Below are 25,759 nucleotides of genomic sequence, written 5' to 3' on the forward strand. Positions count from 1 at the left end.
TCCAGGTGACTGGCCCGAAGTGTGCCCATAAGTTTACAATATATATTTTAACTCTCTGCCTGTGTCAATTTTCCGGGGATTTTGAGCAATTCATCCTTTTCCAGCTGCCCGCCGCAGGAATAGTAGTAACCATTGTCCTGCCAATCCAGCATGTATTTAACACCCGCCAATTCGATCTTAATGAGTCCACCTGTTACTTTCCTACCGTCAAACTCAAGTTCTACGGGTTCCGTGCTTGAATTTGGAGGCAGATTGGTATTCGGCACCGATGCTTGTGTAACAATAAACAACGGGTTTTGCTCACCGAGAACGGAATACGTACTGAGCAAAGTACCTTTACCCTCTTTTACTTCAACCCATTGGTGTTTGATCTTATAATTCTGACCAGCCAAGATATATGGGGGTTGACATAAACGCTCTGCCGCCTCAGTCAGCGTTATATCTTGAGGAAGATGGACGACTTGACTGTTTTCCTCCTCAATGGTTACCCCTTCTGGAAGATCCAGTTCAAACAGGGAATCAGGCAGTCCCTGATTGAGGCGAAGCTCCCTCACTTCCCGGCGGTTTACCAGCTCTCCTTTGACATTATAATATTCCGTTCGTATTGGCATCCAGGTTTCTTTGTCCATCCAGTGATGAGTATTCATTTCTCCCAGCCCGGGAACTTGTTCACTGAATTGTACATGAAGAACCGACCGGCCTTGCAGGTATTCCGTACCTAAGATCCGGCTGGATTTATTCTCGGCCATCGCCTTGAGGCTGTCCGGGAAATTAAAATTGGCGCGTTCTCTGTATTCCTGGCTTAAGATGAGTTTTCTGACTTGGCGCTTATCTGCAAGCCAACTCAGCATCATTCCGTCTTTCATAATTACCGTTATGGGGCCCGTTGCCGCACTGTCCCCTTCTGTCCGGTAGCAATCAGGCTTCTTGAACCAGATATGGGAGGTCATGGTCGTTGGTTTTCCCTGCTCAAAGAAGGTAGCATCCACGATTTCCTCGTAATCCTCTGTTTTCTCTATCACCGCCTGCACCTTATCCTTAATCTCAGCTACAGTAAGGCTTATTTTTCCGGTCAGTGCATGCAAGAATGTCAGAAAATCCTTTTGCTTTTTCATCTCCTCTTGCCAGGCAGGGTTTTGCGACAGTTCTTGTTCAAAGGCATTTCTGTCCACAGCCTCCATAGTTCCTTCCAAATAGTCACAAATCCGGTCCTTTATATCTGAAGACTCCAGCGTCATGTCTGCTCGCTCCTTTGGCTTTTTTCTATATTGTTTCAGTGTCTCCTGCAGGCGGGCCCGGGCCCTGAATAACCGGGACTTGACCGTTCCCAGGGGAAGATTGTACGCTTCCGCAGCTTCCTGTAAATTCAATCCTCTTACATCAATGTCAAGCAGGATTTGCTGTTGTTCCAGAGGAAGCCTTTCAATCGCCTGCCCCATTTCCAACTTCAGCGTGACAGCATCCTCGACCGACAGTTCCCCGGTGTTCAGCAGTTCTAGTGCTATCCCCGGCATTACCCTGCTGCGGAAGCGCAGCAACAGATATATTTCGTTGGTTAATATCCGCCGCCACCAACCGGTAAAAGCGCCGTCATCTTTTAAGCCTGACAGGTTATTAAAAACCTTAAGCATAGTGTTTTGTACGGCGTCCTGGGCCAGATCTTTATCTCTCAGCAGGCAGAAAGCCTGTTTGGAAGCCTGGGGATAGATTTCCCGGATTAATACTTCCCAAGCGGCAAGGTCCCCTTGCCGAGCCCTCCCAATCAGATCATTTTTCACGCTTTGATCCTCACCTCAACTATTTCAATTCGAAATGCATTTCAGTACTTAGGATTCATAATGGGGTTAAAAAGTTCCCCTGTTTTTAAAATAATTTGAGTCGCCAATTTATCCGAGATATTCCAAGAGTATTGACCAAGTGTCCCTAAAGGAATTTCTTCCTCTAGGGACACTTTATTTGTCAGGCCCTTGGCCTCCTTCAGCCGCCTGCCGATTTAGGTCATATATCATTCTTCTATTCCATCATCTATGATTTGAAACGGCATAGTCACTGTATTTGATCAGGCGTGTCTTAAGGTCATCACCCTCTGCATAAAACCCCGGCGTACTATCCAGCCATGAGTATCTCTCAAAGAACCGGTCAGCTGACGACGGGCCAAAGGAATATTCTCCTCCTTCGCTGCTCAGGAGGAGGGTACTCTTGGCGAGCAGCCCATTCACTGTGATTGATCGAGATAAATAGATTCCTTCAGGCCGTCCCTATTAAGATCAGCATTGCCGATAGGCTTCCATGCTCCATCTGATCTCTTAATATCATATACCAACTCGTCGGCCCCATAGTAAAAGACTACTGAAGACCCATTTTCGAGGATATAATCGTCACCACGCAACCCCGATAGCCCAAAATTTGGTTCACCCATGATTTTTAAAACAACTTCACGGGATATGCCTTTTTTGATATTCTCCCCAAACCGTGTGCTTTCATTAATCTGATCTTTCTCCAGGGAAGGTACAACAGCCGCACCGGGAAGCTCCAGCTTCGGCACAGGATTCGTCTGCAGGCATACCGACAAGAGGAGCACGGCCAATGCCGAAATGATCAGTAGCCATGCAGCGGGCTTTTTGAAATTTAGCACCTTCTTGATTCACCTCGATAACAGAGTTCCCTTAAAAATATGACGCCCCCAAATTATTTGGCGACGTCATTTTTTATAGGGAGAAATTAAAGTTGTTAGCCGCAACCAGTTTTTAGATTACTGCTGATTTATACCTTATCCAAAAACAGCCGGATAGTAAGTGACCCAACCTCCGCACAGATTCCTAACATTCGTAAATCCATGCTGAGTTAAAATTCGATAAGCTACGTAGCCTCGCAACCCAATCTCACAGTAAACGATGATTTCCTTATCCTTGGGAAGCTCCGCTAATTTGCTGCGCAGGTCATTGACCGGTATATGCAGCGAGCCGCGGATAAATTTAGCTTTTCGTTCTTCTTCATCCCGTACATCAATAATACATACTTCTTTGGCATTAAGCTTACTAAGTTCCTGCCAATGGATCATGCGAACATCACCATTAATGATGTTTTCCGCTACATAGCCGGCCATGTTCACAGGATCTTTAGCCGATGAAAAGGGCGGGGCGTAGGCCAGTTCGAGTTCCTGCAAATCATAAATAGTTCCCTGGCTGCGGATTATCCCGGCGATGTCATCGATCCGTTTATCGACACCCTGAGCTCCGACAGCCTGGGCACCCAGGACTCGGCCATTATTTTTATCAAAGATAAGTTTCATGGATAATCTAGTTGCTCCAGGATAATACCCGGCGTGGGAATTGGAGTGAGTAAACAACACTTCATGAGTGATTCCCAATTTCTTAAGCATTTTTTCATTCGCCCCGGTGGATGCCGCAGCTAAATCAAAAACCTTGGCAATAGCAGTGCCTTGAGTTCCCTTATACTCCCTGTCCCGCCCGGCGATAATGTCAGCCACAATTCGGCCTTGCTTATTGGCAGGCCCGGCAAGGGGCAGGAGGGCAGCTTGTCCTGTTACTAAGTGTTTTACTTCTATGACATCGCCGACAGCGTAAATATTAGGGTCTGAGGTCTGAAGTCGTTCATTAACTTTAATGCCGCCTAACTCTCCGATTGTTAGCCCGGCTTCCTTCGCTAATTTGATTTCAGGTTTGACACCAATAGCCAGAATCGTTAAATCCGCTTGTACTTCCTGACCGCTTTGGAGTGTAATCAGAGCTCCATTTTCCGTTTTCGCAAAGGATTTTACCCCATCTTCCAAAATCAGGTTGATTCCTTTATTGAAAATGTGCTCATGTAGAATTGCAGCCATTTCATAATCCAAAGGAGCCATAACCTGATTGCTCATTTCAATAATCGTTGTATCTACTCCTCGGGCATGGAGGTTTTCGGCCATTTCCAGGCCAATAAAGCCCCCTCCTACAACTGCTGCAGTTTGAGGTTTCTGCTCATCGATAAAACGTTTAATCTGATCAATATCTGTAACATTGCGCACAACAAGAGCATCGATGTCATTAATCCCGGGAATCGGCGGACGAAGGGGCGCTGCCCCAGGAGAAAGGATCAATTGATCATAGGATTCTCTATAAACCTTGCCGCCCTGTTCTTGGACCTCGATGGCTTTTTCCTCAGGAAAAATACGGGTAACCTCACTAAAGATTCTTACATCAATACGGAAGCGATTTCTCATAGCTTCAGGCTTTGAGACCAAAAGAGCTTCCCGCTCATCAATAACTCCACTAACATAATACGGTAAACCGCAGTTAGCGTAGGAAATATGTTCTCCCCGCTCAAAGATAATGATTTCTGCCTCTTCATCCAAACGGCGCAAGCGTGCTGCAGCACTGGCTCCCCCTGCGACTCCACCAACAATGAGTACCTTTTTGCTCATCACAACTTCTCCTTTAGCAAATAGAATTATCCTTTAGTTTATAAGTTTAAGAAAATTGTAACATGATTAATTGGCATTCACAACAAGCATGCTATACTTTGCATAAAGCCAAATTATGCAACGTTGCGAAATTTAACCTGTTTCCTTCGCCAATCTTACCTATATGTGGGCTGGTTGCATATTTTACAATCTATGGATATAATATTAGTAAAGGACTGACGTGTTGCGAGCACGCCAGCCCGGCAGATTGTCTAACCAAACGGTTAGCCTGAATTACAGCTACAAGAAATAACCGCAATCCTGGCTGGGGGGCGGTTATTTCTTTTTCATAATCATAACAATGAGTGTTGCAAATGCAATCATTAAATACATTGCCTCAACCATTGAGATCATCCTACCACCCCCTTTCTATAAGGGTGTGGCCAACCGTCCCTCGACAACCAGTTATAACTATTATAGCATAATCTTCCAGACAAAAAGATGAAACTTATTCTGATTATTTACAAAGTTCAGGCCGCCTCATAATATGATCTGCTCCCTGTCAAGTAGACAGGGAGCAGATCAATACGAGGCGGCCTGATTTATTCCTCAGTCGAACGATAACTTCGAGAACTCTGTTACTCACATAGAAGTAATTAGTAAATACAACGGCACCAACCCTATTCAGTGGCTGACCCTCTGAATAAGAACTAAAAAGTAGCCCAACCCCTATTGTTAATCGCCAAGCAAAGCTGTAAATTCCTTGACTTCTTCTTCCTGCATCTTATAGGTATGCTCTCCGTCCAGGGGGAACTTGCCTTCTCTGACATCCTGGGCATATTCCTTAAATGCGTTAGTCATTACTTCACCTGCGTTGGCATATTTCTTAACAAACTTAGGTACAAAGTTGTCATAGAGACCCACCATATCTGCATAAATAAGCAATTGTCCATGGGTATACGGCCCCGCTCCAATACCAAGAATAGGTATATTATCAGCCCGTTCAGTAATCGCTTTGCCCACAGCCGTCGGTACACCTTCCACAAGAATACTGAAAGCTCCTGCTTCTTCTAAGAGTTTGGCCTGCCTGACAAGGCTTATAGCAGCTTGGGCGCTTCGTCCCTGAGCTTTATACCCACCCAGTTGTCCCATAAACTGAGGAGTCAGGCCGATATGACCCATAGCCAGTATTCCCGCTTGCTGTATCGCTTTGATCCTGCTGGCAATCATGGGGCCGCCGCCTTCAAGCTTAATAGCATCAACAAGAGCTTCTTTGACAAATCTTCCGGCATTGGCTACTGCTTGCTCATCGGATGCCTGATAAGACATATAGGGCATATCTCCCACGATAAAAGTATTAGGTGCGCCTCTGCGCACGGCCTGGCAATGCCTAATCATATCATCCATGGTAACTGGGAAAGTAGTATCATACCCCAGACTGACCATACCTAAAGAATCACCCACCAAGATCATATCTACCCCGGCTTTTTCCTCCATTTTTGCCGTTAAATAATCGTATGCTGTTAGGTATACGATTTTTTCCCCGTTAGCAACCATCTGATGAAAATCATGAATACTCTTCTTACTCATAATAAACCCCTCTCTAAATAGTGATAACATCCAGACGCTTAATCTTATTGCAAACATTATGCCAATCTGGAAATCAGCCTATTTTGAGAAGGGCTGGGCTTACACAGCTTTTTGATTCTTCTTGTTTCTAACAATTTTGTTAGGAATTTGATTTCCGGCGTTAGATTTTTCTTCATTCATACCGTTTTTAAGCCTATAGGCTATCTGATAATATTCCAGCTGAATGCCCCTTTTCTTTAGTTCTGTTGCAATTTTCCGCGGCCCTAATCCCTCTTCGTTCAGTTGTTTAATCAACTGTTCCAGTGTTTGATCCGGCTGTACTTTAACCTCTTCAGTTTGTTCCTCATTCTTATCTTCTATAAACATCCCGTAGGGCAAATCACCTTCATCCACGCTAACTTTTAAATCCACTGTATCCCTGGATAAATTGCTGATCAACGGCGCCGCTGCGTCAATCGATGCATTAACCACATCACGGAATTGCCTGATATTCCTCTCATAGTTAGCCTTTAAAAGGATGTTTTTGGCCGCTTCTGAAAACACAACTTTTAAGGAAATATTATATCGGCTTTTCGCCTTCCACTGATACAAGCTTACGAACGAATTCAGTAAGCTCTCTTTTTCGGCTAAGCACCTTTCCTTTAAGGGTGGCAGTTCAATCTGATACTGGGCTAACCTCTGGTACAACTCGGGTATAAATTCCTTTTTTAAATTTTTGCTGGACGCTGTAATAATAATGATATTGACATTTCGTTCCGTTCTGCCCCCGATTCTTCTTACCATTCCTGATTCAATCACCTTTAAAAGCATGGTCTGATGGGTACCTAATGACTGGGCTTCATCGAGAAAGAGTATCCCTCCATTGGCTATTTCAATCAAGCCCGGTTTTTCATAGGCCCCCGTAAATGACCCTTTTTCAGTCCCAAATACCTCCATTGCTGCTATATCTGCATTGGTAAATTGCGCACAGTTAACTTCAATAAAAGGAGAACCCGGTTTAATAACTCCAATTTTTTCGGCAAACTTATACATGGCTTTAGCTAACATGGTTTTACCGGTACCTGTCTCCCCGACAATAACGCTATGCCTGGGCCCACCCAGAGACGCGATACTTCTCTGGGCTTTGTCCCTGGCCTCCTTAAGACTGCCCTCTTTGCCAACTATAGATTCAAACACATCATCGTTCATCCGGTTGAGGGCTAATTCCATCTCCAGATTTTCTAACCTTTTAGACAATCTCTCTATTTCAGTTATATCCCTAAAGGTCGCTATCCCTCCTGAAAACTTCTCCCCGATATAGAGGGGTGTTGCATTAACGATATAAATTCTATCCGCATCATGAACTATTTTTTTGTCGAAAACCGGCTGATGAGTCGCCATAACCTCCAGCAAGGCCGCCTTAGGGTAGAATTCAGTAATATGCTTTCCGATCATTTCAACATTTTCCCCAACATAATTAGCCGAACTATGGTTGGCATAAACAATAATCCCATTGGCGTCGACAATATTGACCCCTTCTCTCAGTGTCCCTAATATCCTGTCCAATATTTCGCTGTTCAGCTGATCATCGATTTTCATACTTTCTCCACCCCTTATCAGGTCAGGCAGTTTTTGCCGGATTAAATGTTATAAGATTCTGCCAATAATTCCGACAGGTGCTTTACCTGTCCGGAAATACCATAAGTTTTCATTCCGTAATTTAACTGCATCATGCAAGCAGGACAAGAAGTAACCAGTACTCCGGCATTGGCTTCTGTAAAATTTCCCATCTTCCGTTCCAATATCTTCTTGGACATTTCAGGGTGGAAAATACCATAGGAACCTGCTCCGCCACAACAGGTGTCCGCTTCTTTCATTTCTATAAACTGCAAACCTGGCATGCTTTTTAATATGGTCCGCGGGGCCTTACTTACGTCCAACCCCCGGATAGCGTGACAAGGATCATGATAAGTTACCTTAAGAGGCATATCTCTTTCTCCTATTTTATAACCAATCGTTACTAAATAGGTGCTAATGTCGACAATTTTTTCCTTGACACCCTGAGCCATTTTCTTGTACTCAGGTTCATCCTCGAATAATTCTTCGTATTCTTTTAGGACAGCACCGCAGGTAGCGCAATCAATAATAATTGCCTCCGCCTTAAGTTTGGCCAGTATCGTTAAGTTATGCCTGGCCAGCTTTTTATACTCGTCGAGATCTCCCGCACTCTGGTGGGGAGCACCACAACAAGTCACATCGGGAACGGTTACAGCACAATTATTGGCCTGCAGCACCTTTAGTGTTGCCCTGCCAACCTGACTGTAAAATTGGTTAACCGAACATCCCAAAAAATACGCTACAGTATGAGCTGCTCCCGGCATAGCTTTGAGAATTACAGGGAGCTGTTCCCTTAAGCTCTGTCTAGGCATATCAGGCATAAGATTGTTTACATCCTTTAAGACCTTCACCTGATTTAATACCCTTTTTGCTCCGCTCCTCTGGTAAATCCCCGCCATTTTACGAGCCAAATTCAGCTTCCTGGGATTGGAGAAGAATCCCCTGTACATGATTCGTTTTACCAAGGGCAGCCCTTTATTTCTCGTAAAACGTGCTCGAATGTCACTGATGATTGTGGTGATGGGTACATTTGACGGACAATTGACTTCACAAGCTTTGCACAACAAACATTCGTTGATAAACCTATCCAATTCAGGTTCTTTATCTAAATCAAGTTGATTTTCCAGGCCTAAACGGAGCAAGCGCAAACGCCCGCGGGCAACAGCAAATTCAGTACCGGCTATTTTATAGGTCGGGCAGACATCCTGACAGGAAGCACAACGATTGCATTTCATTATTACATCTAAGAGTTCCGCTTGCTTCACGACAATCACTCCTTCAAAAAGCAGATTTGCGGAACTAATATTTTATTGGGATCAACTTGTCTTTTGATCTCTAAGAGAAGTTTCTGGTTAGTCATTTCAGCTTTAGCCCGCAAAGTATTTCCTCTATGAATTAAACACCCCTCAAATTGCCGGAGTTCTCCGCTTAGCTCTTCGATCAATTTGCCTTCATCATCAACCGTGTTTTTCAAATCGATTTCAAGGGTACCGTTGGTGACATTACCTTGAATATTAACAGAAAGACGGTGTTTTTCTGCCCAAGCCCATAGGCATTCTAGTACCCTGCCATAATTCTGAAGCGGCACTCTAAAGGTAAACGGCATTTCTTTTATCTTTTCCAGTAAATTAGAACTTCGTTTAAATCCATATTTTCTTTCCATTTCTGAGGCCTGTAATTCCAGGGCTTCCTTAAAACCTTCAAGTTCCAACTGTAAGGATAATTCCTCTCCATCAGTTCTCAATAACAGAGAGGCCAGACTTAATGGTTCATTAAATATTCCTTTGATTATAGCTTGTACTGAGGCCAGACCTCTGAAACTGCACTTCATAATAAGATTATTTTCAGGAAGAGGTCTGAGCCGCAGAGTTACTTTAGTAATGATTCCAAATAAGCCCCAAGAGCCCGCCAGAAGCTGGCTCACATCGTAGCCGCTCACATTTTTGACAGTTCTTCCACCCACCCTGATTATATCACCCTGAGGGGAAACGAACTCCATACCCATGACATAGAAGCGGCTGCTTTTATACATATATTTTTTTCTCCCATAACGATTGGCAGCCACCTGCCCGCCAATGGTTGAGGAGATTTCATCCGGTTCAACAGGAAAAAAGATTTTATCCCGAGCCAATAATTTCTGAAGCTCCTGAAATGTCAAGCCGGCTTCGACTTCTATACTCATATTTTTAGGCCTATACTCTATAATCCGCTTAAGCTTTTTTGTGGACATCAGTATTCCTGCTGCAAACGGTTCAATCCTCTTCTGAAATATCGTTCCGCTGCCAACGGGATAAACGGGCAATTGACATTGATTGGCTAACTTCAGGATACCGGCAACATCCTCAGCCGATTCAGGATAAAAGATTAAATCCGGACGATAACCGGCCTCAAATAGGTTTCTATAGTGACTGTACGTGTCTTGAGCAGGAATAAATTGTTTAAAAACATCAACAACTTGCTGCTGGGTCATGGAACCCTTCCCCCATTCCCTCTGAAATCAGCTTGCCAGGATTTAATTTTGCCTGGGGATCGAAGGCTGTCTTTAACCGCTTCATGTAGTTCAAGCTTTCCTGACTAAAAGCCAGAGGCATGTATTTTATCTTTTCCAGACCAATGCCATGTTCTCCGGAAAGAGTCCCTCCTTGGGCCAAAGCCTCCTTGAATATTTCATCACAAACAGATTCAATAACTTCATTCTCCTGAGAGATCCGGTGATCATAAAGCAGGTGAGGATGTAAATTACCATCACCCGCATGGGCCACTTGGGCTATAATAATTCCATATTTTTGGGCCAGTGCAGAGACATTACTTAACATAATGGGGAGACGGTCCCTGGGAACCACAATATCCTGAACAACCATGGAGGGCTTAAGTTTGCCCAGAGCGCCATTGGCCGACCTTCTTGCTTTCCAAAGGGAAAGCCTCTCCAGTTCACTGTTGGCGATAGTATAGTTCTGAGCTTTGTTCGTTTTAAAAGATTCGATAATAGCTGTAAACTGCACCTCAACTTCAGAACTGAAGCCATCGACTTCCAGTAATAAAAGTGCCTCGGCATTGACAGGCAGGCCTAACTTAGCATAGTCCTCCACAGCCCTGATCAGCGTATTATCCATAATTTCCATGGTCGTGGGAATAACACCTTTGGCGATAATGTCGGCAACACAATCCCCTGCATCCGCCAGATTATCAAAGACAGCGGTCATAGTCACCACATGAGAATTAATCGGAGTTAAACTTAGCAAGGCCTTTGTAACTACCCCCAGAGTCCCTTCCGAACCGCAGAGGAAATAACTTAAATCAATTTGCTCTTCTGAAGGGGAGACCATCTCTCCTGTTGTCACGATCTCACCCGTGGGAAGCACAAGCTCCAATCCCAAGATATGATCCTTTGTACAGCCATATTTAACCCCACGCATCCCACCCGCGTTTTCTGAAATATTGCCGCCGATTGTGGCTACATTCAGACTGCCGGGGTCGGGAGCGAACATCAATCCATAGGGCTCTGCCAATAGCTGAACCTGCTTATTGATCGCACCGGCTTCTGCCAATACAGTGCGGGCACCCGGATTTATGTCTAAAATCCGGTTCATCTTATTCATCGAGATAACAATGCCGCCCTGAGAAGCAACCGCCCCGCCGCTTAAACAAGTTCCGGCACCACGGGGAGTAATTTCGAGATCATACCTTTGAGCTAATTTGAAGATAGCACTAACCATTTCTGTTGTTGTGGGAAATACGACAGCATCCGGCGTGCCAAAAAATTGAGAGGCATCATATGCATAAGTTGCCAGGGGTATTCGTGCCGTAATAAGATTCTTTTCACCTACAATTTGTTCCAGCTCTTTGACAATAATGTTCTGAAGCACCGTTATCACCTACTTTCCGGAAATTAGATAATAATTCTAAGGGTATAATCAAAAAAGCAATAAATCCTGACTATCCTCGGCAAAGGGAATCTGCCCGATTTCCTCCACAATGGTAATATTCCGGTTTTCTCTTAACTCTTCAACCAAGCTCGCCGAAACATAGAATTCCTCTAATTCCAAAGTGTTCTTGATAATGCAGATCCTGGCCTTTTCAACCCCTCTTGGGCCGATAGTCTTTAAGGCCGTTTCAACCGCTTCCTTATCTGTGTCTAAAAATATGGGAATCTTACCTCGTTCTAAATAACTCGTTGAAATGACATTGGCATACATGGGCTTAAAGTCTATCTTATCTACCAGTTTCTTCGTTGTTAAATCGGCTAAACCAATTCCCAAGGCATTGCCATAGGAATTACCGGCCAGATCAAGGGCAACAATTCTCTTGATTTGCAGCTCACCCTGTTCCGGTAACCCTTCAACTTTCAATCTGCCAATAACATTGGTGTCCATACCGGTCCCACTGATGGCTTTTCCCATTGACTTGACAATCAGAACGTCCAAATCCTTAAAGGGAAGTCTTGCCATTTGAGATTTGGCCATTTCCAGCAGCTTCTCTTCTTTCTCAAACATCTCTCCGCTTTTCACTAACTCCAAATGCGCTGTCTCTTCCTGACTATTCTCTACAATCGCCAATCCACCCAGGATATTCACCTTTTCCAGCAAAAGCTTGGCAGCCACAGGAATATACTTGCTTAAACCATGGGTGTGCAAGGCAACACATCCCTTGTGCTTCCCCAGTCCAATTGAAATCATTTTGATCAGACCGCTGCCCAAGGGCCCTCCAAAGTCAGTATGAGGCTTAACCCGGTTTATCACAAAAACGCTATCGGCCTCTGCCGCCAACTTATCAAAATATAGGGGAACTGCCCCATCAATTTCACCAAGCCTGACAACCTCCATGCTTGAGTGAAGAGGGACACCCACCTTTTTCTCCGTGACCCCCAAACTATTCAGCACTTTCAATTGCCCTGCCGCTGTAGCCCCGCCATGGCTGCCCATAGCCGGTACAATAAAAGGGCAAACATTGAGTTTTTTTAACTCCTTAATCACCGATTTTACGATGTCTGATATGTTGGCAATACCCCTGCTGCCCACGGCAACAGCTATTTTACTGCCTGGTTTCAGGCGATCAGCCAAGTCGGCTTTCTCAAATTCCTGAGAAATCGTCAGAGAAATATCATCAATCCTGGTGGAATTAAATTCTTGTTTGACTTTAAATAAATTCAAATCCATTGTCCGGCCCTCTATTTCATCATCAGATTAGGTAAATACATGGAAATTGCAGGAATATAAGTAATCAGCAAAACTGCCGCAACCATGGCAATGATATACGGAATAATTGCCTTTGAAATTCGTTCAATACTAAGATTGGATTGACCACAGGCAACAAAGAGATTCACACCTAAAGGCGGCGTAAACATACCAATGGCCGTATTAACAACCATAATTAAACCAAATTGAATTGGATCGACACCCATTTTGACAACAAGAGGCAGGAAAATTGGTGCCAAGATGATAATTGCAGCATTGGTTTCCATAAAACAACCAACAATCAATAAAAGCAGATTAATGAGCAGAAGAATAACAATTTTGCTGTCCGAGAAGCTGACAAAGGCTTGAGCCACTGCATCAGGTATCCGCTCACTGGTCATGATCCAGCCAAAGATTGAAGCCGCTGCGATGATCAACATCACGATAGAGGTGCTCGCAGCCGCATTGGCCAGGAGCTTACCTAAGTCAGTAAATTTCAGCTCCTTGTATACGAATACCCCCACGATAAAACCATAAACTACGGCCACTGCTGCTGCTTCAGTAGGGGTAAATATTCCGCCATATATTCCTCCTAGAATAATTACAGGCATTAGAATCGCCCAAAACGCTTCTTTGCCTGCGATCAATACCTCTTTGAAATTAAACTTGCCTGTACCTTTATAGCCCCTTTTCTTGGCAATATAATAAGTTGGGATCATTAAAGCCAAACCGACTAACAGCCCTGAAGTTAACCCGCCCAGAAACAGGGACCCAATAGATGCGCCGGCAACAACTCCATAAGTGACCATAGGAATACTGGGAGGTATAATCACACCAATTGAACCGGCCGCGGCCATTACCGCCGCAGAAAAGCCCAAATCATAACCGGCGCTGACCATTGCAGGAATCATAATCCCGCCGATAGCAGCCACGGTAGCAGGCCCCGACCCCGATATCGCCGCAAAAAACATGCAGGTGAGAATTGCTACCATAGCTAGCCCGCCTGTAAGGTGGCCGACAATTTTATTGGCCAGATTGATTAAGCGCCGGGAGATTCCCCCTCCCTCCATAAGTACACCGGCAATCATGAAAAAAGGAATTGCCATCAGCGGAAAAGAGGAAACGGCTGTAAACATTCTTTGCGGAACAACCAAAAGAGGAATACTGGTAGCTGTCGCCAGTGCTATAACAGAGGTTAGGCCTAAAACGACCGCTATTGGCAAACCAAGGATTGCTAAGATAGCAAAGCCACCAAAAAGAATGCTCGTCATTTGTTATGTCCCCCCAATGTATTTAAGTCGGATGGTTCAGATTTATCCTTAGTTTTTAGTTCCGCAATAAATTTCTGCACAAATCGGATCACGATTAAGATACTTCCCACCGGAACAGAAAGATAGGCATAATACATGGGAATGCGCATGGCCGGTGAAACCTGACCTGTTATAATCTGTTTCTGTACAATCAGCAAGCCATAATAAACGATGATGACAAAGAAGACGGTACAAAAAATATAAGATAATAAAACAAAATATCTCTGAATCTTCTTGGGGAATAAAACAATAACGGCCTCAACCCCTATATGGGATCCACGTTTTACACCAATGCTGGCCCCCAAAAAGGTTACCCAGGCCAGAATGTAAATCGACAATTCCTCAGACCAGGGTAAGGCAGCTTTAATAACGAATCGACAGAAAACCTGATAAAAAACGACGATAGTCATAATCGACAGGAGCATAGTGCACAGATACTCTTCAAGATTAGCGAATATTTTTTTCATATCCCACCCTATTCCTCTCTGCGGAACCCAGGCAGGCATTGCAGCCTGCCTGGGGTTAAAATTTATTGTTGAGCACTAATAACTTTATCAATCAGATCTTTACCGATTTCCCCTTCATATTTGCTGTAGACCGGTTTGACAGCTTCTTTGAATAGACTCTTATCAACTTCAATAACATTTACACCCTGATCTTTAAGTTTCCCAAGGAACTCTGTTTCCTGCTGGGCTATCAAATCCCTTTCATAATCCCTTGCTTCTATGGAAGCTTCCTTAATAGCGTTCTGATATTCAGGTGCTAAACCATCGAAGAATGTTTTGGATACCAAAAGAGGTGCCGCAGCATAAAAATGGCCGGTTAAGCTTAACTGTTTTTGAACTTCATAGAACTTGGAAGTCCAGATAATCGGAATAGGATTTTCCTGTCCGTCAATGGTCCCCTGCTGTAATGCAGTAAATAGTTCCCCAAAGGCCATTGGCGTTGGGTCAGCTCCCATGGTCCTGAAGGTGTCCATGTGAATGGGGTTTTCCATGAGACGAATCTTAAGTCCTTTAAGATCTTCAGGTTTATTAATGGGCCGCGTATTATTTGTCACATGTCTGAAGCCATTCTCCCAATATGAAAGCCCTATAATTCCTTGTGATTCAAGAGAATTTAAAATTCCTTGTCCGATCTCTCCATCAAGTACTTTGTGAGCCGATTGACTATCATTAAAGATGAAAGGTAAATCAAATACTAAAAATTCCTTTGTGAAACTAGCCAATGGGGCGGTTGAAACAAGAGCCATCTGTTGGGTTCCCAACTGCAGAGCTTCAATCATATCCCTTTCGTTACCCAATTGAGAACTGTGAAAAACCTCTACCTTTACTTTACCCTGAGTTTTCTGTTCAACCAGCTCGCCAAATTTTTTGAGACCAATGGTGTAGGGATGATCTGGAGCTAAAACGTGGCCGACTTTAATCGTAATCGTTTGATCACTCCCCGTGCTGGCAGCCGGTTTCTCCCCGCCGCAGCCGGTAACCCCCAGCATCAATACCAGGACCCCTAAGAGCAGCCATGAAATCCCTTTTTTCCTTTTGCTAAACAACTCATTTTCCTCCCTCAAATTTTTTAGTGTATTATTTGTACAAACTTAAATATTGCAAAGTATGTGCCATAATTAAAAAATTCATAATTAGTTGAATTTGTTTGACTTTAGACAACAAGGCAATTTTTCTTTCTAACAAATCGTTAGGCAATTATAACGTTTTGTTAGAATTATTAGATATTTTTGAACTATAAAATCCTGGGCTTAACAAGCCCAGGATTGCATTTATGAGAAACCGCTGCCTATTCGAGAAAATGACGCAGTAAAATTTGCCAGATGCCCTAATATAGCCTATTATTGATACTTAGAAATACATTTGAGTATTATAATTCTTGCTGATTTCAGTTTCTCAGCAAAGACAGGAGGCTATTATATCATGTCCGGTGTCATTAATCGCTTTCTTAAATATGTTCAATTCAATACGCAATCCAACGAAAATTCCACATCCGTTCCCAGCACAGCTACACAACTGAAATTGGCCCAAGAGATTGTTAAAGAGTTAAGAGGGTTCGGTTTGCACGACGTTAGGCTTTCTGAGCAAGGATATGTTTATGCAAGTATCCCTTCGAATACCCATAAAATCGTTCCGGCTATTGGCTTTATCGCCCATATGGATACAAGCCCGGATTTTTCCGGTGAGAATGTAAAACCCAAATTTATTGAAAAATTTGCTGGTGGAAATATCCTGCTTAATGAAGAAAAAAACCTCATACTTTCCTCTGACGATTTTCCGGAATTGAAGGATTACATTGGGCAAACCTTAATCACGACTGATGGAACGACCTTGCTCGGAGCGGATGATAAAGCAGGTATTGCAGAAATCATGACTGCCCTCGAATACCTTGTCACGCATCCTGAGGTGCCGCACGGAAAAATCTGCGTCGGATTTACTCCTGACGAAGAAATCGGGCGGGGGGCGGATCACTTTGACGTTTCAGGGTTTGGTGCTGATTTCGCTTATACGGTAGATGGCGGAGCCCTGGGTGAACTGGAATACGAAAACTTTAATGCGGCAAAGGCAATTATCAAAGTCCGGGGTCGAAATGTTCACCCGGGAAGTGCCAAGAATAAAATGATTAACTCCATTCTCTTAGCCAACAAATTCATTTCTCTTCTTCCTCCAAGTGAAACACCAGCCAATACGGAAGGATATGAGGGGTTTTATCATTTAAACGATATCCATGGAGATGTGGAACTAACGACCCTCTATTATATAATCCGAGACTTCGATCAATCTTCTTTTGAGAAGCGCAAAGAGAAGATGCGCTCACTCACTGAGGAACTCAACAAAGAGTTTGGTGCCGGTGCATTTGATATTGAACTATCTGATCAATACCAAAATATGAGAGAAAAAATAAAACCTGTCATGCACATTATCGATAAAGCCTGTGCAGCCATGGAAGCGGTTGGGGTTACTCCCCAACTCCGTCCGATTCGCGGGGGCACTGACGGAGCCAGACTATCCTTCATGGGACTCCCAACCCCAAACCTGTTTACAGGAGGTCACAACTTCCATGGACGGTATGAATTCATTCCAACCTTTGCCATGGAGAAGTCTGTTGAAGTCATCCTTAAGATTATAGAATTGTACTCTAATGATTAGGTAAACTAGTTAAATTTATTTTGATTTCTAGTATAATACATTTAGCGAAGCGAAGCAGAAAGATTATAACAAAAGGAAAGAGTTAGCGAGGATGTTTGAATTTTTCTGCCCAAATTGTAAAAATACTTTATTTAGTGCAAGTGATCATCGCTATGAAGAGAAGATCTACTGCTCGATTTGCAACACTTATCTTGATAATCCATACTACAAGAAACCAGCTAATTAGCAAACCATTCCTCTAAAACCCCGGATAAATCCGGGGTTTTACTATTTATTTTTTCCTTTGCCACAGCTCCCAGTTACTTCGGATTAAGAGCGCTTTTTTAACATGGAGCCCGAAGTTTTAGTATATGAGATGCAAAGATATTTCCATTAAGGGGTAACTGATTTTTTCAAAGTAATGTATAATAAAAATATCAAACAGACGTTCGATGCTCAAGCTTAATTCTATATGCTTGCACCGGTTAAACAAAGATATTATTGAATTTAGTTGAAGAAAGTGGTGACTAACAGGATGAGTGACATCTTGGCGGGACTTAATGAACAGCAGCGACAGGCAGTAACAGCCACGGAAGGCTTCATACGCGTGATTGCGGGTGCGGGGTCGGGTAAGACCCGCGCACTGTCCCATCGGTTTGCCTATCTGGTCAATGAGATTGGCATTATGCCGTCCAACATCCTCTGCGTCACATTTACCAATAAATCCGCCCAGGAGATGAAACATCGCATCCGCCGTCTCTGCGGCGACAACGATACCGGCTATATCAGCACTTTCCACAGCTTCTGTGTGACTGTTTTGCAGGAGGACATCAACGCTGTTCACTATCCAAAAAGCTTTCTTGTTCTTGACAATTCCGATATCAATGACATGCTGAAGATCATTTACGAAGAACGGGGCCTCACCTTGCGGCATATGACCTTCTCTAAAGCCAGAGACATGATTGAAATCCGCAAGTTGTTTAAAGATCCGGAGTACTACAAATTTATGGTCTCTCTTTCTCTTGAAGAGCTGCATCTTAAGTATCTGAATGCAGTAGAAACGGAGGACATCATCTTCTGGGGATACCTGTATCAGGAAAAGAAATGTTTTGGACTCGACTACAACGATCTGATTAAATATGTACTCCACATCTTCAGCTTGGATGCAGGGATCCGGCTGAAATGGCAGCAGCGGCTGGAATACATCATGATCGACGAGTATCAGGATATTGACGAGCTGCAGTACCGTCTGATGAAGGTGCTGTGTGATTATCACAAAAACCTTTTTATCGTAGGCGACCCGGATCAGACGATCTACACCTGGCGCGGTGCCCGGCTTAAATATTTGCTGGACTTTGACCAGGAATTCCCCCAGGTCCGTACCATTATGATGATGGAGAATTATCGCTCAACACCGCAGATTCTCGCTGCTGCTAATTCTTTAATCGGAAACAACAAAAACCGCATCAGCAAGGTCTTGCTTCCTATGCTGCCGGACGGAGTTCCGGTTGTTTACCATCATGCCAAAACAGCGGAGGAGGAAGCCAAATGGATTGCCCTGCAAATCAAGGAACTGGCTGCTCAGGGCGTAAAGCTCAGCGACGTGACAATCCTCTATCGCGCCCATTTCATCTCCCGTACCCTGGAGGAGGTATTTCTGAAAGAAAAACTCCCCTACACCATCTATAGCGGCGTACAATTTTTTGGCCGGATGGAGATCAAGGATACTCTCTCTTATCTCCGGCTCATTGTCTATAAGGACGACCTGTCCTTCCTGCGGGTAGCTAACGTGCCCAAACGCAATATCGGCGTGAGGCGCATGAAGTTTTTAAAAGATTATGCCGCCCAAAATCAATGCTCCCTGTACAGCGCTCTGGAAAGAACCATCGACCATGAAATTTTCAAGGGCACGAAGGCCAAGGGGTTTCTCGATTTAATCGAAAGCTTTTCTGCAAGATATCAGACAGTGCCGGTTTCCGACTTATTAAATTCCCTCCTTGACCAAAGCGGCTATGAGGCAATGCTCCGGACGGAAGGAAGTCAGGAGCGGCTGGACAATTTGGCAGAGCTCAAACAATCGGTTTATGAATACGAGACCACAAGCGGAGAGGAAAACACCTTAGAAAGCTATTTGTCTCATACCGGACTCCTGACCAATGCCGATACAGCTGCCGGCAAAAATACAGTTAAACTGATGACGGTACATACGGCCAAGGGCCTGGAGTTTCCCTATGTGTTTCTTTGCGGTCTCGGAGAAGGGGTGTTCCCCTCCAAAAAGACCAAGACCCTTGAAGCCATGGAAGAAGAGCGGCGGCTGGCCTTTGTCGCCTTCACCCGTGCGGAAAAAGCTTTGTACCTGACTGATGCGGAGGGACGGAATCTGGACGGCTCCTATCGCTATCCCTCCCGTTTCATTTTCAATGTAGACAAAAACCTGCTTGTTTACACAGCAGAACTTGATGAAGGTCTGGTCAAGGAATCCAATTGGCAGATCGGCAGCAGCGAAAAGCTGATAGAAGCGAAGTCTTCTGAGTTTCCTTTTCAACCCGGCGACCGGATCGTGCACAGCATCATGGGTGCCGGCGAAGTCATGGGAATCAACCGTGAGAAAGCTGCCTACTTAATTAAGTTCGACAACCTTGGCACGGTGAGAAACATAAGCCTGAGAGCCAAAATCGAAGGGGAAAACAGCAGAAACTAAGACTCAACGATTACTTTGACAAAATTTCCAAAGCCTCATTGAGAGCGATCAGGTATTGCGCAGGCAAGTCAGGAACCGTTTCCCGGATTTGATTAAATGCCCTGCGGTGTGCATCCAAGGCTTGGGCGCTCTGAGGGTAGCAAGAGTCCACCACTTTCACCAGAGCATCAGCCTCTTTGGCATGCCCATTCTGGCTGAGATAATCATACAGGGGGAGTGCAAATTTATAAACATCAGCCGCTGTTCTTAGGGTAAAAGACATTCCATTGACCTCTTTTCAAATTTAATCGATTAACAAAAAACCATAGCGATTTTGTGTATCATCTTTGTTTGTTAGTACCTCACAGGGAAGCCCTGCGCTTCTGACTGTTTTATAGACATCTATCCCAAAAAGTTGATCACATGGCCTGATTTTTTCCGGAGTAGGGCACTGCCCGCCGCTATTAACACTGCACAGCTTACATAGATTACAACTTCGAATAGCAAAGGCAAAGTAATAGCCATCTAAGAACGCCCTTCTTTCAAGTTCAAGCAGTGCTTTGCTTAGTTCATGAGCATCATGAGAATGAACGATCAGAATGCGTTTATACCTTTTTATCATTTCGACTCGCTCTAAAAATGTAGTATCTCTGCTATGACATTTAACACTTAAATAATCCCCACAACCCCATTTGCATTTTAAGTTCGCTCTTATATCAAAATGAATATCTTCGTTCGTAATAAGCATAGCATTTTCCATCTTTAATTCTCTCGCTAATTCGACATACTTATCCATTGTGTAAAACGCCTCCCTTCAGGTCGCGTTGGTTTGGCATCAAGCCCTCGCTGCAACCTCTTAAACTTCTTCAAGAAATTTTACCTGGATCTTACCCTCCAGGAGGTCTTCAAACTTTTGGGCTGCTGCCTGAAAATAAGCTGAACTCCCATGGGCTTTGAAGGCCTCTTTATCCTTGTATTTTTCAAAGAAGACGATTTCAGTTGGGTCATTCTTTACCACATGGGGTATGTACATCAAACAGTCCTTTTCCTTAGCAAGAACTTCCTTGGCCAATTGCGAACAAATTCCAGCCACTTCGGCCTCTTTACCAGGCTTTACTTTTAAGGTTGCCAGTAACGTCAACAATTCCAATCAACTCCTTTGTTTTTCACTCGGAACGATATAACTATATTCAACACCCAGGCAATTTCTCCTTCAAAGTATTACTCCTCCCTGCCCACAGCTGTCCACTGCTTTCATATCTTGAGGTTGCCACCTTCTTAAACTAATGCTATATTTGGGATAGCCAAACAAAATATGGAAGGGTGAAGAAGTTATGGACTTTCAGAACGAAGGTAAGACTAATGACTACCGTGTTAATTTCCATAATGGCGGCGAAATCATCAGCATTGAAGTAACCTGCTGCGGCGGGCATATCGGGGAAATACACTTCAAAGACGGTGAACACAAAAAATGCTCGGTTTGCGGGACGCTGCATACTTTAAAGCTGCAGCACAATCACTTTCATATTCGTCAGTCCAAGCCGCAGATACTGGAAACTGAGACTCTATAATTAAGGAGAAAGCTCAAGTGAGCTGGTTGCATAGTTTACAATCTGCTCAAACAGTTTATGTAAAAAAGGAGCAAAGCCTAAGTTCTCTTAGCTTCGCTCCCTTTATTATCCCTCCATTAACGATAGGGCCTTTTATTATTAGTCAATCCTACAAGATAGTCGATGCTGGTATAGTAAAGACAGTGAATTTGTTCTTCTGAAGTCAGGCCAGGATTCAGACCGCCCAGGAAAGCAAGAATAGAGGCTAAAAATTTGGTTGATTATTCCACCTGGATTATGTTACTATATTCATACTAATTCAGTGAAGGAGGTGTGGTAGGATGAATCGCGATTTTGCAATGCTTCGTCTTGAACAGTTGCCATTAGCAATCTTTGGAATTATGTATGCAGTTTTGTTTAACGGGATAGCTATGCCTATTTTTAAGCAACTGAGTACGAATCAACAAAATTGCGAAATGACACACCTACCATAACCGCAAGGAAAGATTGCAGCTGCGACCGTAGGGACATTTCCCTGCGGTTTTTTTATGCTTAAATCCCTATTATGAGTGTCATTTCCCCGGAGGAGAATGAACATGATTATTAATTTTCAACACATCAAACAATCCTTTGGCGCCAATGAAGTGCTTACCGACGTCACCTTTGAAATCAAGCCAGGAGAACGAGTCGGTCTAATAGGCCGTAACGGAACAGGAAAGTCCACAGTTTTAAAGTTAATCATAGGATCCCTTCAGCCTGAACAAGGACAAATCGCCATAGGCAAAAACACCAGGATTGGTTTCTTAGCTCAGTCCCCTGAATATGACGCCGAAATGAGCGTCTATGAAGTATTGGAACAGTGCTTTCAAGAAATAAAGAAGTGGCAGCAGCAACTAGAGCAATTAGAGGAAAAAATGTCCGACCCCGTGAACGCAGAGAATAATACACTTAATCAACTTATGCTGGAATATGGCAAACTTCAGGTGAAGTTCGAAGAGGCGGGCGGATACCAAATCTCTTCCCGCATCGACGGGATTGCCAACGGACTGGGGATCACGGCGGATTACTACCCACGGCCATTTTCCTCTTTATCCGGCGGTGAAAAAACAAAGGTGGGTTTAGCAGCCTTACTCTTGACCCAGCCTGATGTTTTATTGCTGGACGAACCAACTAATCACCTGGATATGTCCTCCATTGAATGGCTGGAGACCTTTTTAAATAACTATAAGGGGACTGTCATGGTTATTTCTCATGACCGTTACTTTTTAGATAGAGTGATCACTAAAATCATTGAACTGGAAGACGGTGAAGCCGTAACCTATCAAACCAACTATACCGGCTATCAGAAAGAAAAAGAGAGCCGCCTGCTCTCAGAATTTGCGAATTATCAGGAACAACAGAAAAAGATTAAAAAGATGCAGGAATCCATTAAACAATTAATTGAGTGGGGCAACTCCACTCCACCGAATCCCGGTTTTCACCGCCGTGCCGCCTCTATGCAAAAAGCCTTAGATCGCATGATTAAGTTAAAGCCGCCGATCTTGGAACGAAAAAAAATCAACCTGCATCTGGAACAAAGTGACCGTTCCGGTAAGCAAGTGATTTCACTGGAGGGAATCAGCAAATCCTATGCTGACCGCTCCCTTTTCAGCCAAGTCAGCGCCCGGCTATTTTACGGCGACCGAATCGTCCTCATGGGAAAAAACGGCTGCGGGAAAAGTACTCTCCTGAAATTAATCTTAGATCAGGAAAATCCGGATCATGGTGAAATTCACCTTGGCTCACGAGTTGACATAGGATATCTTTCCCAGGACAGTGCACCCCTCAAGTCCGCCCAAACCGTCCTGCAATATTTCCGTACAGAACTGAATATGGAAGAAGGTGAAGCCAGAAAACAGTTAGCGAAATTTCTCTTCTACGCTTCCGACGTTTTCAAGAAGATCAGCAGTCTGTCCGGCGGAGAATGGAGCCGGCTGCAACTGGCATTACTCATGTATCAAAAGCCCAATCTCTTATTGCTCGATGAACCTACGAATCACCTGGATATTGATTCCCGTGAAGCTCTGGAAGAAGCCTTGGAGGAATTTCCCGGCACGCTGCTGGCAATCTCTCACGACCGATATTTTATCAATCGTTTGGCTCACAAGGTTTGGGTACTTGCCCAAGGCGAGGTTACTGCGTACTTGGGTAATTATAATGACTATCTGGAACAAAAGAATAAACCAATTATTAAGATCGTAGGTAAAACAGACAGCCCGGAAAACATTGCTAATAAACGGGGGCAGCAAGTTAAAACCTCTGTGTCCAAGGCAGAAAATCCGTGCCAAGCAGCCACTCAGCTGGAAAAGGAAATAACCGCACTGGAACAGCAAATTCTTGATATTGAGGCTCAAATGTCTGACCCGGCAATTTCTTGCGACTCATCAAAACTTGCTGCGTTTCAGCATGAACGGGAGACTATTGAAGTCCGGCTAAATTTATTGTATGACAAGTGGATTTTTTACCTTAATTAAATTTGCTAATGGCCTGTTGTAATTCATTGGCTAAAGCGGAAAGACCTTGGCTTGCCTTCGCAATTTCGATCATTGATGCGGTTTGCTCCTCTGAAGCTGCCGAAACTTGCTCTGTACTGGCGGCATTTTCTTCTGCAATACGATCTAATTTTTTTACCATGTTAACAAGTTGAATTTCTTTCTCTTTCATACTTTGACCAGAAACATTTAAGTTCTCAATAATTTCTTTAGTCTTTTCCACGGCTTTGGCTATTCCTTCAAAGCGCTCACCGGTAATCTTAACACTGCTTTCCTGCTTTTCAGCAATGACTGAACTTTTCCCATTGATTTCTACGGAACTTTGTGAATTCGATTGTAACTCATCCACTACAGAATTAATTTCGCTGGTCAAATTCCTTGATTGCTCTGCTAACTTCCGAATTTCTTCTGCCACTACCGAAAATCCTCTTCCAGCTTCACCCGCCCGTGCTGCTTCAATAGCTGCGTTCAGAGCCAACAAATTGGTTTGATCTGCTACATTCTGAATCTGTTTGCTTGCCGAATAGATTTTCTCAGCACTTACATTGGTTTTAATAATCCCTTCCTCTATCAAATCGGTATAGTTTTCTCTTTCTCTTGTTCGCTCTATTAGTTCCGATATAGCGGCTATACCTTCATTTTTCATTCTTTCAACGGTTTGAGCTGAATTGTTTAAATCATTCAAATATCGTTGGTCCAGCTCAATAATTTTGCCTAATTCCGTAATCTCATTAACGCCGTTTTCTGTTTCCAGAGCCTGAGTGGTTGCACTGGATGCAATTTGTTCGATTGTTTTAGAAATTTCTTCAACAGCTCTGGCTGACTCTTGGGATATAACGGTTAGTTCTTTAGACGTTTCCGTAACCTGATTCGTTGTTTGCAACAAACGATTCAAGATCTGTTTTTGACTGATATTGGTGGCTTTAATCGCTTGTCCGAGAATACCAAACTCATCTGTTCTATTGATCAAACCCTTGCTGATGGTTTCGGTTAGTGTATTTTTGAACCTATTGTTATACAAGACGACATCCGATTGTATTTCTTCAATCTCGTTCAAGACAATGTCTGTTGGAATAACTCCCAGGAACTTACCCTTGAAAATAATTGGCATAACAACACTGGCCATTAAAATCTTTTTGCCTTTAATGTTTTCCTCATAAGGCTCAGTTATGGTGATTTTGTGGGTTTTCTTTGGCACGGTGTACCATGGCTGAGTATAAATATCACCGAGAGAAATAACCTTTATACCTTCATCCTCATCACGGTAAACATAGGCCGTAAAATTACCTTTATGAAAGTAATCGATATTTTGGAAACTGCTGTCTCTCTGGTCAAAAGCATTGGGTTCCCAAAAAGAACTTAGAGCCATAAATTCGTGATTTTCCGTTAACAATTTCTTTTGAATATTTATCAGCATTTCACGGTCGAATTTATTACTTTGAAGAATTGCGGTTATTTCATTATTCAACTGCTCAACCAATTTTACTCCTTTTTCTAAAACCAGGTAATCCCCAAGTGATCCCCGTTTCAGATACTCTATAGAGTAATCTAATAACTGGAAGGTTTTTCTGATCTGGAATAAGCAAATAATCATGAAGCCGCCGATACTAACTAAAAGTAATGGAAAGGTAAAATTGGTATTCCTGAATATGAGCCCTAAGAAAAGCATACCCCCTGAAAATACTATAGGTACAATATAACGTTTTAACCAATTACTCACAGAACTCACCCCTCTTAATCTTCTATCTAATTAAAAAAGAGCTCTTCATATAACCCTGGTAACCAAGGTTGA

The 25,759-nt window shown here is 43.5% G+C and carries 22 protein-coding genes; 5 read left to right on the plus strand and 17 right to left on the minus strand.

The window, feature by feature from the left end; all coding sequences use genetic code 11:
- Nucleotides 1-47: 47 nt before the first annotated feature.
- The 13 genes from DESOR_RS20535 to DESOR_RS20590 all read right to left on the minus strand — a co-directional run bounded on the left by DESOR_RS20535 (nucleotide 48) and on the right by DESOR_RS20590 (nucleotide 15,624).
- Nucleotides 48-1,778, minus strand: a complete 1,731-nt coding sequence (locus DESOR_RS20535) for a sigma-70 family RNA polymerase sigma factor (protein WP_014186513.1) — start codon at nucleotides 1,776-1,778, stop codon at nucleotides 48-50.
- A 41-nt stretch (nucleotides 1,779-1,819) separates the two neighbouring features.
- Complete coding sequence (locus tag DESOR_RS30730; RefSeq protein ID WP_282434385.1) at nucleotides 1,820-1,951, minus strand: hypothetical protein; 132 nt, start codon at nucleotides 1,949-1,951, stop codon at nucleotides 1,820-1,822.
- A 264-nt stretch (nucleotides 1,952-2,215) separates the two neighbouring features.
- Nucleotides 2,216-2,635, minus strand: coding sequence for a hypothetical protein (locus tag DESOR_RS30425; protein WP_042331478.1), 420 nt, complete (start codon nucleotides 2,633-2,635; stop codon nucleotides 2,216-2,218).
- 135 nt (nucleotides 2,636-2,770) lie between these two features.
- Entirely contained in the window at nucleotides 2,771-4,423 is a 1,653-nt protein-coding gene (locus DESOR_RS20545) for an FAD-dependent oxidoreductase (protein ID WP_014186514.1), read from the minus strand.
- Between the two features lie 714 nt (nucleotides 4,424-5,137).
- Complete coding sequence (gene panB / locus DESOR_RS20550; protein WP_014186515.1) at nucleotides 5,138-5,992, minus strand: 3-methyl-2-oxobutanoate hydroxymethyltransferase; 855 nt, start codon at nucleotides 5,990-5,992, stop codon at nucleotides 5,138-5,140.
- A gap of 99 nt (nucleotides 5,993-6,091) precedes the next feature.
- Entirely contained in the window at nucleotides 6,092-7,570 is a 1,479-nt protein-coding gene (locus DESOR_RS20555) for a sigma 54-interacting transcriptional regulator (protein ID WP_014186516.1), read from the minus strand.
- A 41-nt stretch (nucleotides 7,571-7,611) separates the two neighbouring features.
- Nucleotides 7,612-8,853 (minus strand): (Fe-S)-binding protein, encoded by a 1,242-nt coding sequence (locus DESOR_RS20560; protein WP_014186517.1) that lies wholly within the window; start codon nucleotides 8,851-8,853, stop codon nucleotides 7,612-7,614.
- Between the two features lie 5 nt (nucleotides 8,854-8,858).
- Complete coding sequence (locus tag DESOR_RS27535) at nucleotides 8,859-10,058, minus strand: FAD-binding oxidoreductase (protein WP_014186518.1); 1,200 nt, start codon at nucleotides 10,056-10,058, stop codon at nucleotides 8,859-8,861.
- Nucleotides 10,036-11,454 carry an FAD-binding oxidoreductase gene (locus DESOR_RS20570; RefSeq protein WP_014186519.1) on the minus strand — a complete coding sequence of 473 codons (1,419 nt, stop codon included), beginning with the start codon at nucleotides 11,452-11,454 and terminating at the stop codon, nucleotides 10,036-10,038. Before DESOR_RS20570 ends, DESOR_RS27535 begins: the two co-directional genes overlap by 23 nt.
- 48 nt (nucleotides 11,455-11,502) lie before the next feature.
- Entirely contained in the window at nucleotides 11,503-12,744 is a 1,242-nt protein-coding gene (locus DESOR_RS20575; protein ID WP_014186520.1) for a nickel pincer cofactor-dependent isomerase, group 22, read from the minus strand.
- Between the two features lie 11 nt (nucleotides 12,745-12,755).
- Nucleotides 12,756-14,033 carry a TRAP transporter large permease gene (locus DESOR_RS20580; RefSeq protein WP_014186521.1) on the minus strand — a complete coding sequence of 426 codons (1,278 nt, stop codon included), beginning with the start codon at nucleotides 14,031-14,033 and terminating at the stop codon, nucleotides 12,756-12,758.
- Nucleotides 14,030-14,539, minus strand: a complete 510-nt coding sequence (locus tag DESOR_RS20585; RefSeq protein ID WP_042332574.1) for a TRAP transporter small permease — start codon at nucleotides 14,537-14,539, stop codon at nucleotides 14,030-14,032. Before DESOR_RS20585 ends, DESOR_RS20580 begins: the two co-directional genes overlap by 4 nt.
- A gap of 62 nt (nucleotides 14,540-14,601) precedes the next feature.
- Entirely contained in the window at nucleotides 14,602-15,624 is a 1,023-nt protein-coding gene (locus DESOR_RS20590) for a TRAP transporter substrate-binding protein (protein ID WP_014186523.1), read from the minus strand.
- A 376-nt stretch (nucleotides 15,625-16,000) separates the two neighbouring features.
- On the opposite strand from DESOR_RS20590, the gene pepT reads away from it, so the two are divergent.
- Both pepT and DESOR_RS20600 read left to right on the plus strand, forming a co-directional pair.
- Nucleotides 16,001-17,227 (plus strand): peptidase T, encoded by a 1,227-nt coding sequence (pepT, locus tag DESOR_RS20595; RefSeq protein ID WP_014186524.1) that lies wholly within the window; start codon nucleotides 16,001-16,003, stop codon nucleotides 17,225-17,227.
- Between the two features lie 514 nt (nucleotides 17,228-17,741).
- Complete coding sequence (locus DESOR_RS20600) at nucleotides 17,742-19,907, plus strand: UvrD-helicase domain-containing protein (RefSeq protein WP_042331479.1); 2,166 nt, start codon at nucleotides 17,742-17,744, stop codon at nucleotides 19,905-19,907.
- A gap of 10 nt (nucleotides 19,908-19,917) precedes the next feature.
- On the opposite strand, the gene DESOR_RS20605 is transcribed toward DESOR_RS20600, so the two are convergent.
- The 3 genes from DESOR_RS20605 to DESOR_RS20615 are packed head-to-tail and all read right to left on the minus strand — an operon-like array spanning nucleotide 19,918 to nucleotide 21,030.
- The gene (locus DESOR_RS20605; protein ID WP_014186526.1) at nucleotides 19,918-20,169 is read right to left on the minus strand and encodes a hypothetical protein; all 252 of its coding nucleotides are present in this window, start codon (nucleotides 20,167-20,169) and stop codon (nucleotides 19,918-19,920) included.
- A gap of 21 nt (nucleotides 20,170-20,190) precedes the next feature.
- Complete coding sequence (locus DESOR_RS20610; protein ID WP_014186527.1) at nucleotides 20,191-20,682, minus strand: DUF2284 domain-containing protein; 492 nt, start codon at nucleotides 20,680-20,682, stop codon at nucleotides 20,191-20,193.
- A gap of 60 nt (nucleotides 20,683-20,742) precedes the next feature.
- Nucleotides 20,743-21,030, minus strand: a complete 288-nt coding sequence (locus DESOR_RS20615; RefSeq protein ID WP_014186528.1) for a putative quinol monooxygenase — start codon at nucleotides 21,028-21,030, stop codon at nucleotides 20,743-20,745.
- Between the two features lie 190 nt (nucleotides 21,031-21,220).
- Between DESOR_RS20615 and DESOR_RS20620 the strand changes: the two genes are divergently transcribed.
- The 3 genes from DESOR_RS20620 to abc-f all read left to right on the plus strand — a co-directional run bounded on the left by DESOR_RS20620 (nucleotide 21,221) and on the right by abc-f (nucleotide 23,949).
- Nucleotides 21,221-21,457 (plus strand): hypothetical protein, encoded by a 237-nt coding sequence (locus DESOR_RS20620; RefSeq protein ID WP_014186529.1) that lies wholly within the window; start codon nucleotides 21,221-21,223, stop codon nucleotides 21,455-21,457.
- Between the two features lie 320 nt (nucleotides 21,458-21,777).
- The gene (locus tag DESOR_RS29810) at nucleotides 21,778-21,930 is read left to right on the plus strand and encodes an RAxF-45 family protein (RefSeq protein WP_014186531.1); all 153 of its coding nucleotides are present in this window, start codon (nucleotides 21,778-21,780) and stop codon (nucleotides 21,928-21,930) included.
- A 102-nt stretch (nucleotides 21,931-22,032) separates the two neighbouring features.
- On the plus strand, nucleotides 22,033-23,949 hold the full coding sequence (gene abc-f, locus DESOR_RS20630) for a ribosomal protection-like ABC-F family protein (RefSeq protein ID WP_014186532.1): 1,917 nt from the start codon (nucleotides 22,033-22,035) through the stop codon (nucleotides 23,947-23,949).
- Here abc-f and DESOR_RS20635 read toward each other — a convergent pair.
- Nucleotides 23,942-25,687, minus strand: a complete 1,746-nt coding sequence (locus DESOR_RS20635) for a methyl-accepting chemotaxis protein (protein WP_014186533.1) — start codon at nucleotides 25,685-25,687, stop codon at nucleotides 23,942-23,944. The genes abc-f and DESOR_RS20635 overlap by 8 nt on opposite strands.
- Between the last annotated feature and the right edge of the window lie 72 nt (nucleotides 25,688-25,759).

Origin of the sequence: Desulfosporosinus orientis DSM 765 (genome assembly GCF_000235605.1) — a bacterium.
Classification (GTDB): domain Bacteria; phylum Bacillota; class Desulfitobacteriia; order Desulfitobacteriales; family Desulfitobacteriaceae; genus Desulfosporosinus; species Desulfosporosinus orientis.

Excerpts from the sequence above, each read along its gene's own strand:
- DESOR_RS20555 (WP_014186516.1), bottom strand. The coding sequence starts at position 7,570 with ATGAAAATCGATGATCAGCTGAACAGCGAAATATTGGACAGGATATTA.
- DESOR_RS20600 (WP_042331479.1), top strand. The coding sequence starts at position 17,742 with ATGAGTGACATCTTGGCGGGACTTAATGAACAGCAGCGACAGGCAGTA.
- DESOR_RS20620 (WP_014186529.1), top strand. The coding sequence starts at position 21,221 with ATGGACTTTCAGAACGAAGGTAAGACTAATGACTACCGTGTTAATTTC.
- DESOR_RS20605 (WP_014186526.1), bottom strand. The coding sequence starts at position 20,169 with ATGTCTTTTACCCTAAGAACAGCGGCTGATGTTTATAAATTTGCACTC.
- DESOR_RS20575 (WP_014186520.1), bottom strand. The coding sequence starts at position 12,744 with ATGGATTTGAATTTATTTAAAGTCAAACAAGAATTTAATTCCACCAGG.
- DESOR_RS20585 (WP_042332574.1), bottom strand. The coding sequence starts at position 14,539 with ATGAAAAAAATATTCGCTAATCTTGAAGAGTATCTGTGCACTATGCTC.
- DESOR_RS27535 (WP_014186518.1), bottom strand. The coding sequence starts at position 10,058 with ATGACCCAGCAGCAAGTTGTTGATGTTTTTAAACAATTTATTCCTGCT.
- abc-f (WP_014186532.1), top strand. The coding sequence starts at position 22,033 with ATGATTATTAATTTTCAACACATCAAACAATCCTTTGGCGCCAATGAA.
- DESOR_RS20545 (WP_014186514.1), bottom strand. The coding sequence starts at position 4,423 with ATGAGCAAAAAGGTACTCATTGTTGGTGGAGTCGCAGGGGGAGCCAGT.
- pepT (WP_014186524.1), top strand. The coding sequence starts at position 16,001 with ATGTCCGGTGTCATTAATCGCTTTCTTAAATATGTTCAATTCAATACG.
- DESOR_RS20610 (WP_014186527.1), bottom strand. The coding sequence starts at position 20,682 with ATGGATAAGTATGTCGAATTAGCGAGAGAATTAAAGATGGAAAATGCT.
- panB (WP_014186515.1), bottom strand. The coding sequence starts at position 5,992 with ATGAGTAAGAAGAGTATTCATGATTTTCATCAGATGGTTGCTAACGGG.
- DESOR_RS29810 (WP_014186531.1), top strand. The coding sequence starts at position 21,778 with ATGAATCGCGATTTTGCAATGCTTCGTCTTGAACAGTTGCCATTAGCA.
- DESOR_RS20580 (WP_014186521.1), bottom strand. The coding sequence starts at position 14,033 with ATGACGAGCATTCTTTTTGGTGGCTTTGCTATCTTAGCAATCCTTGGT.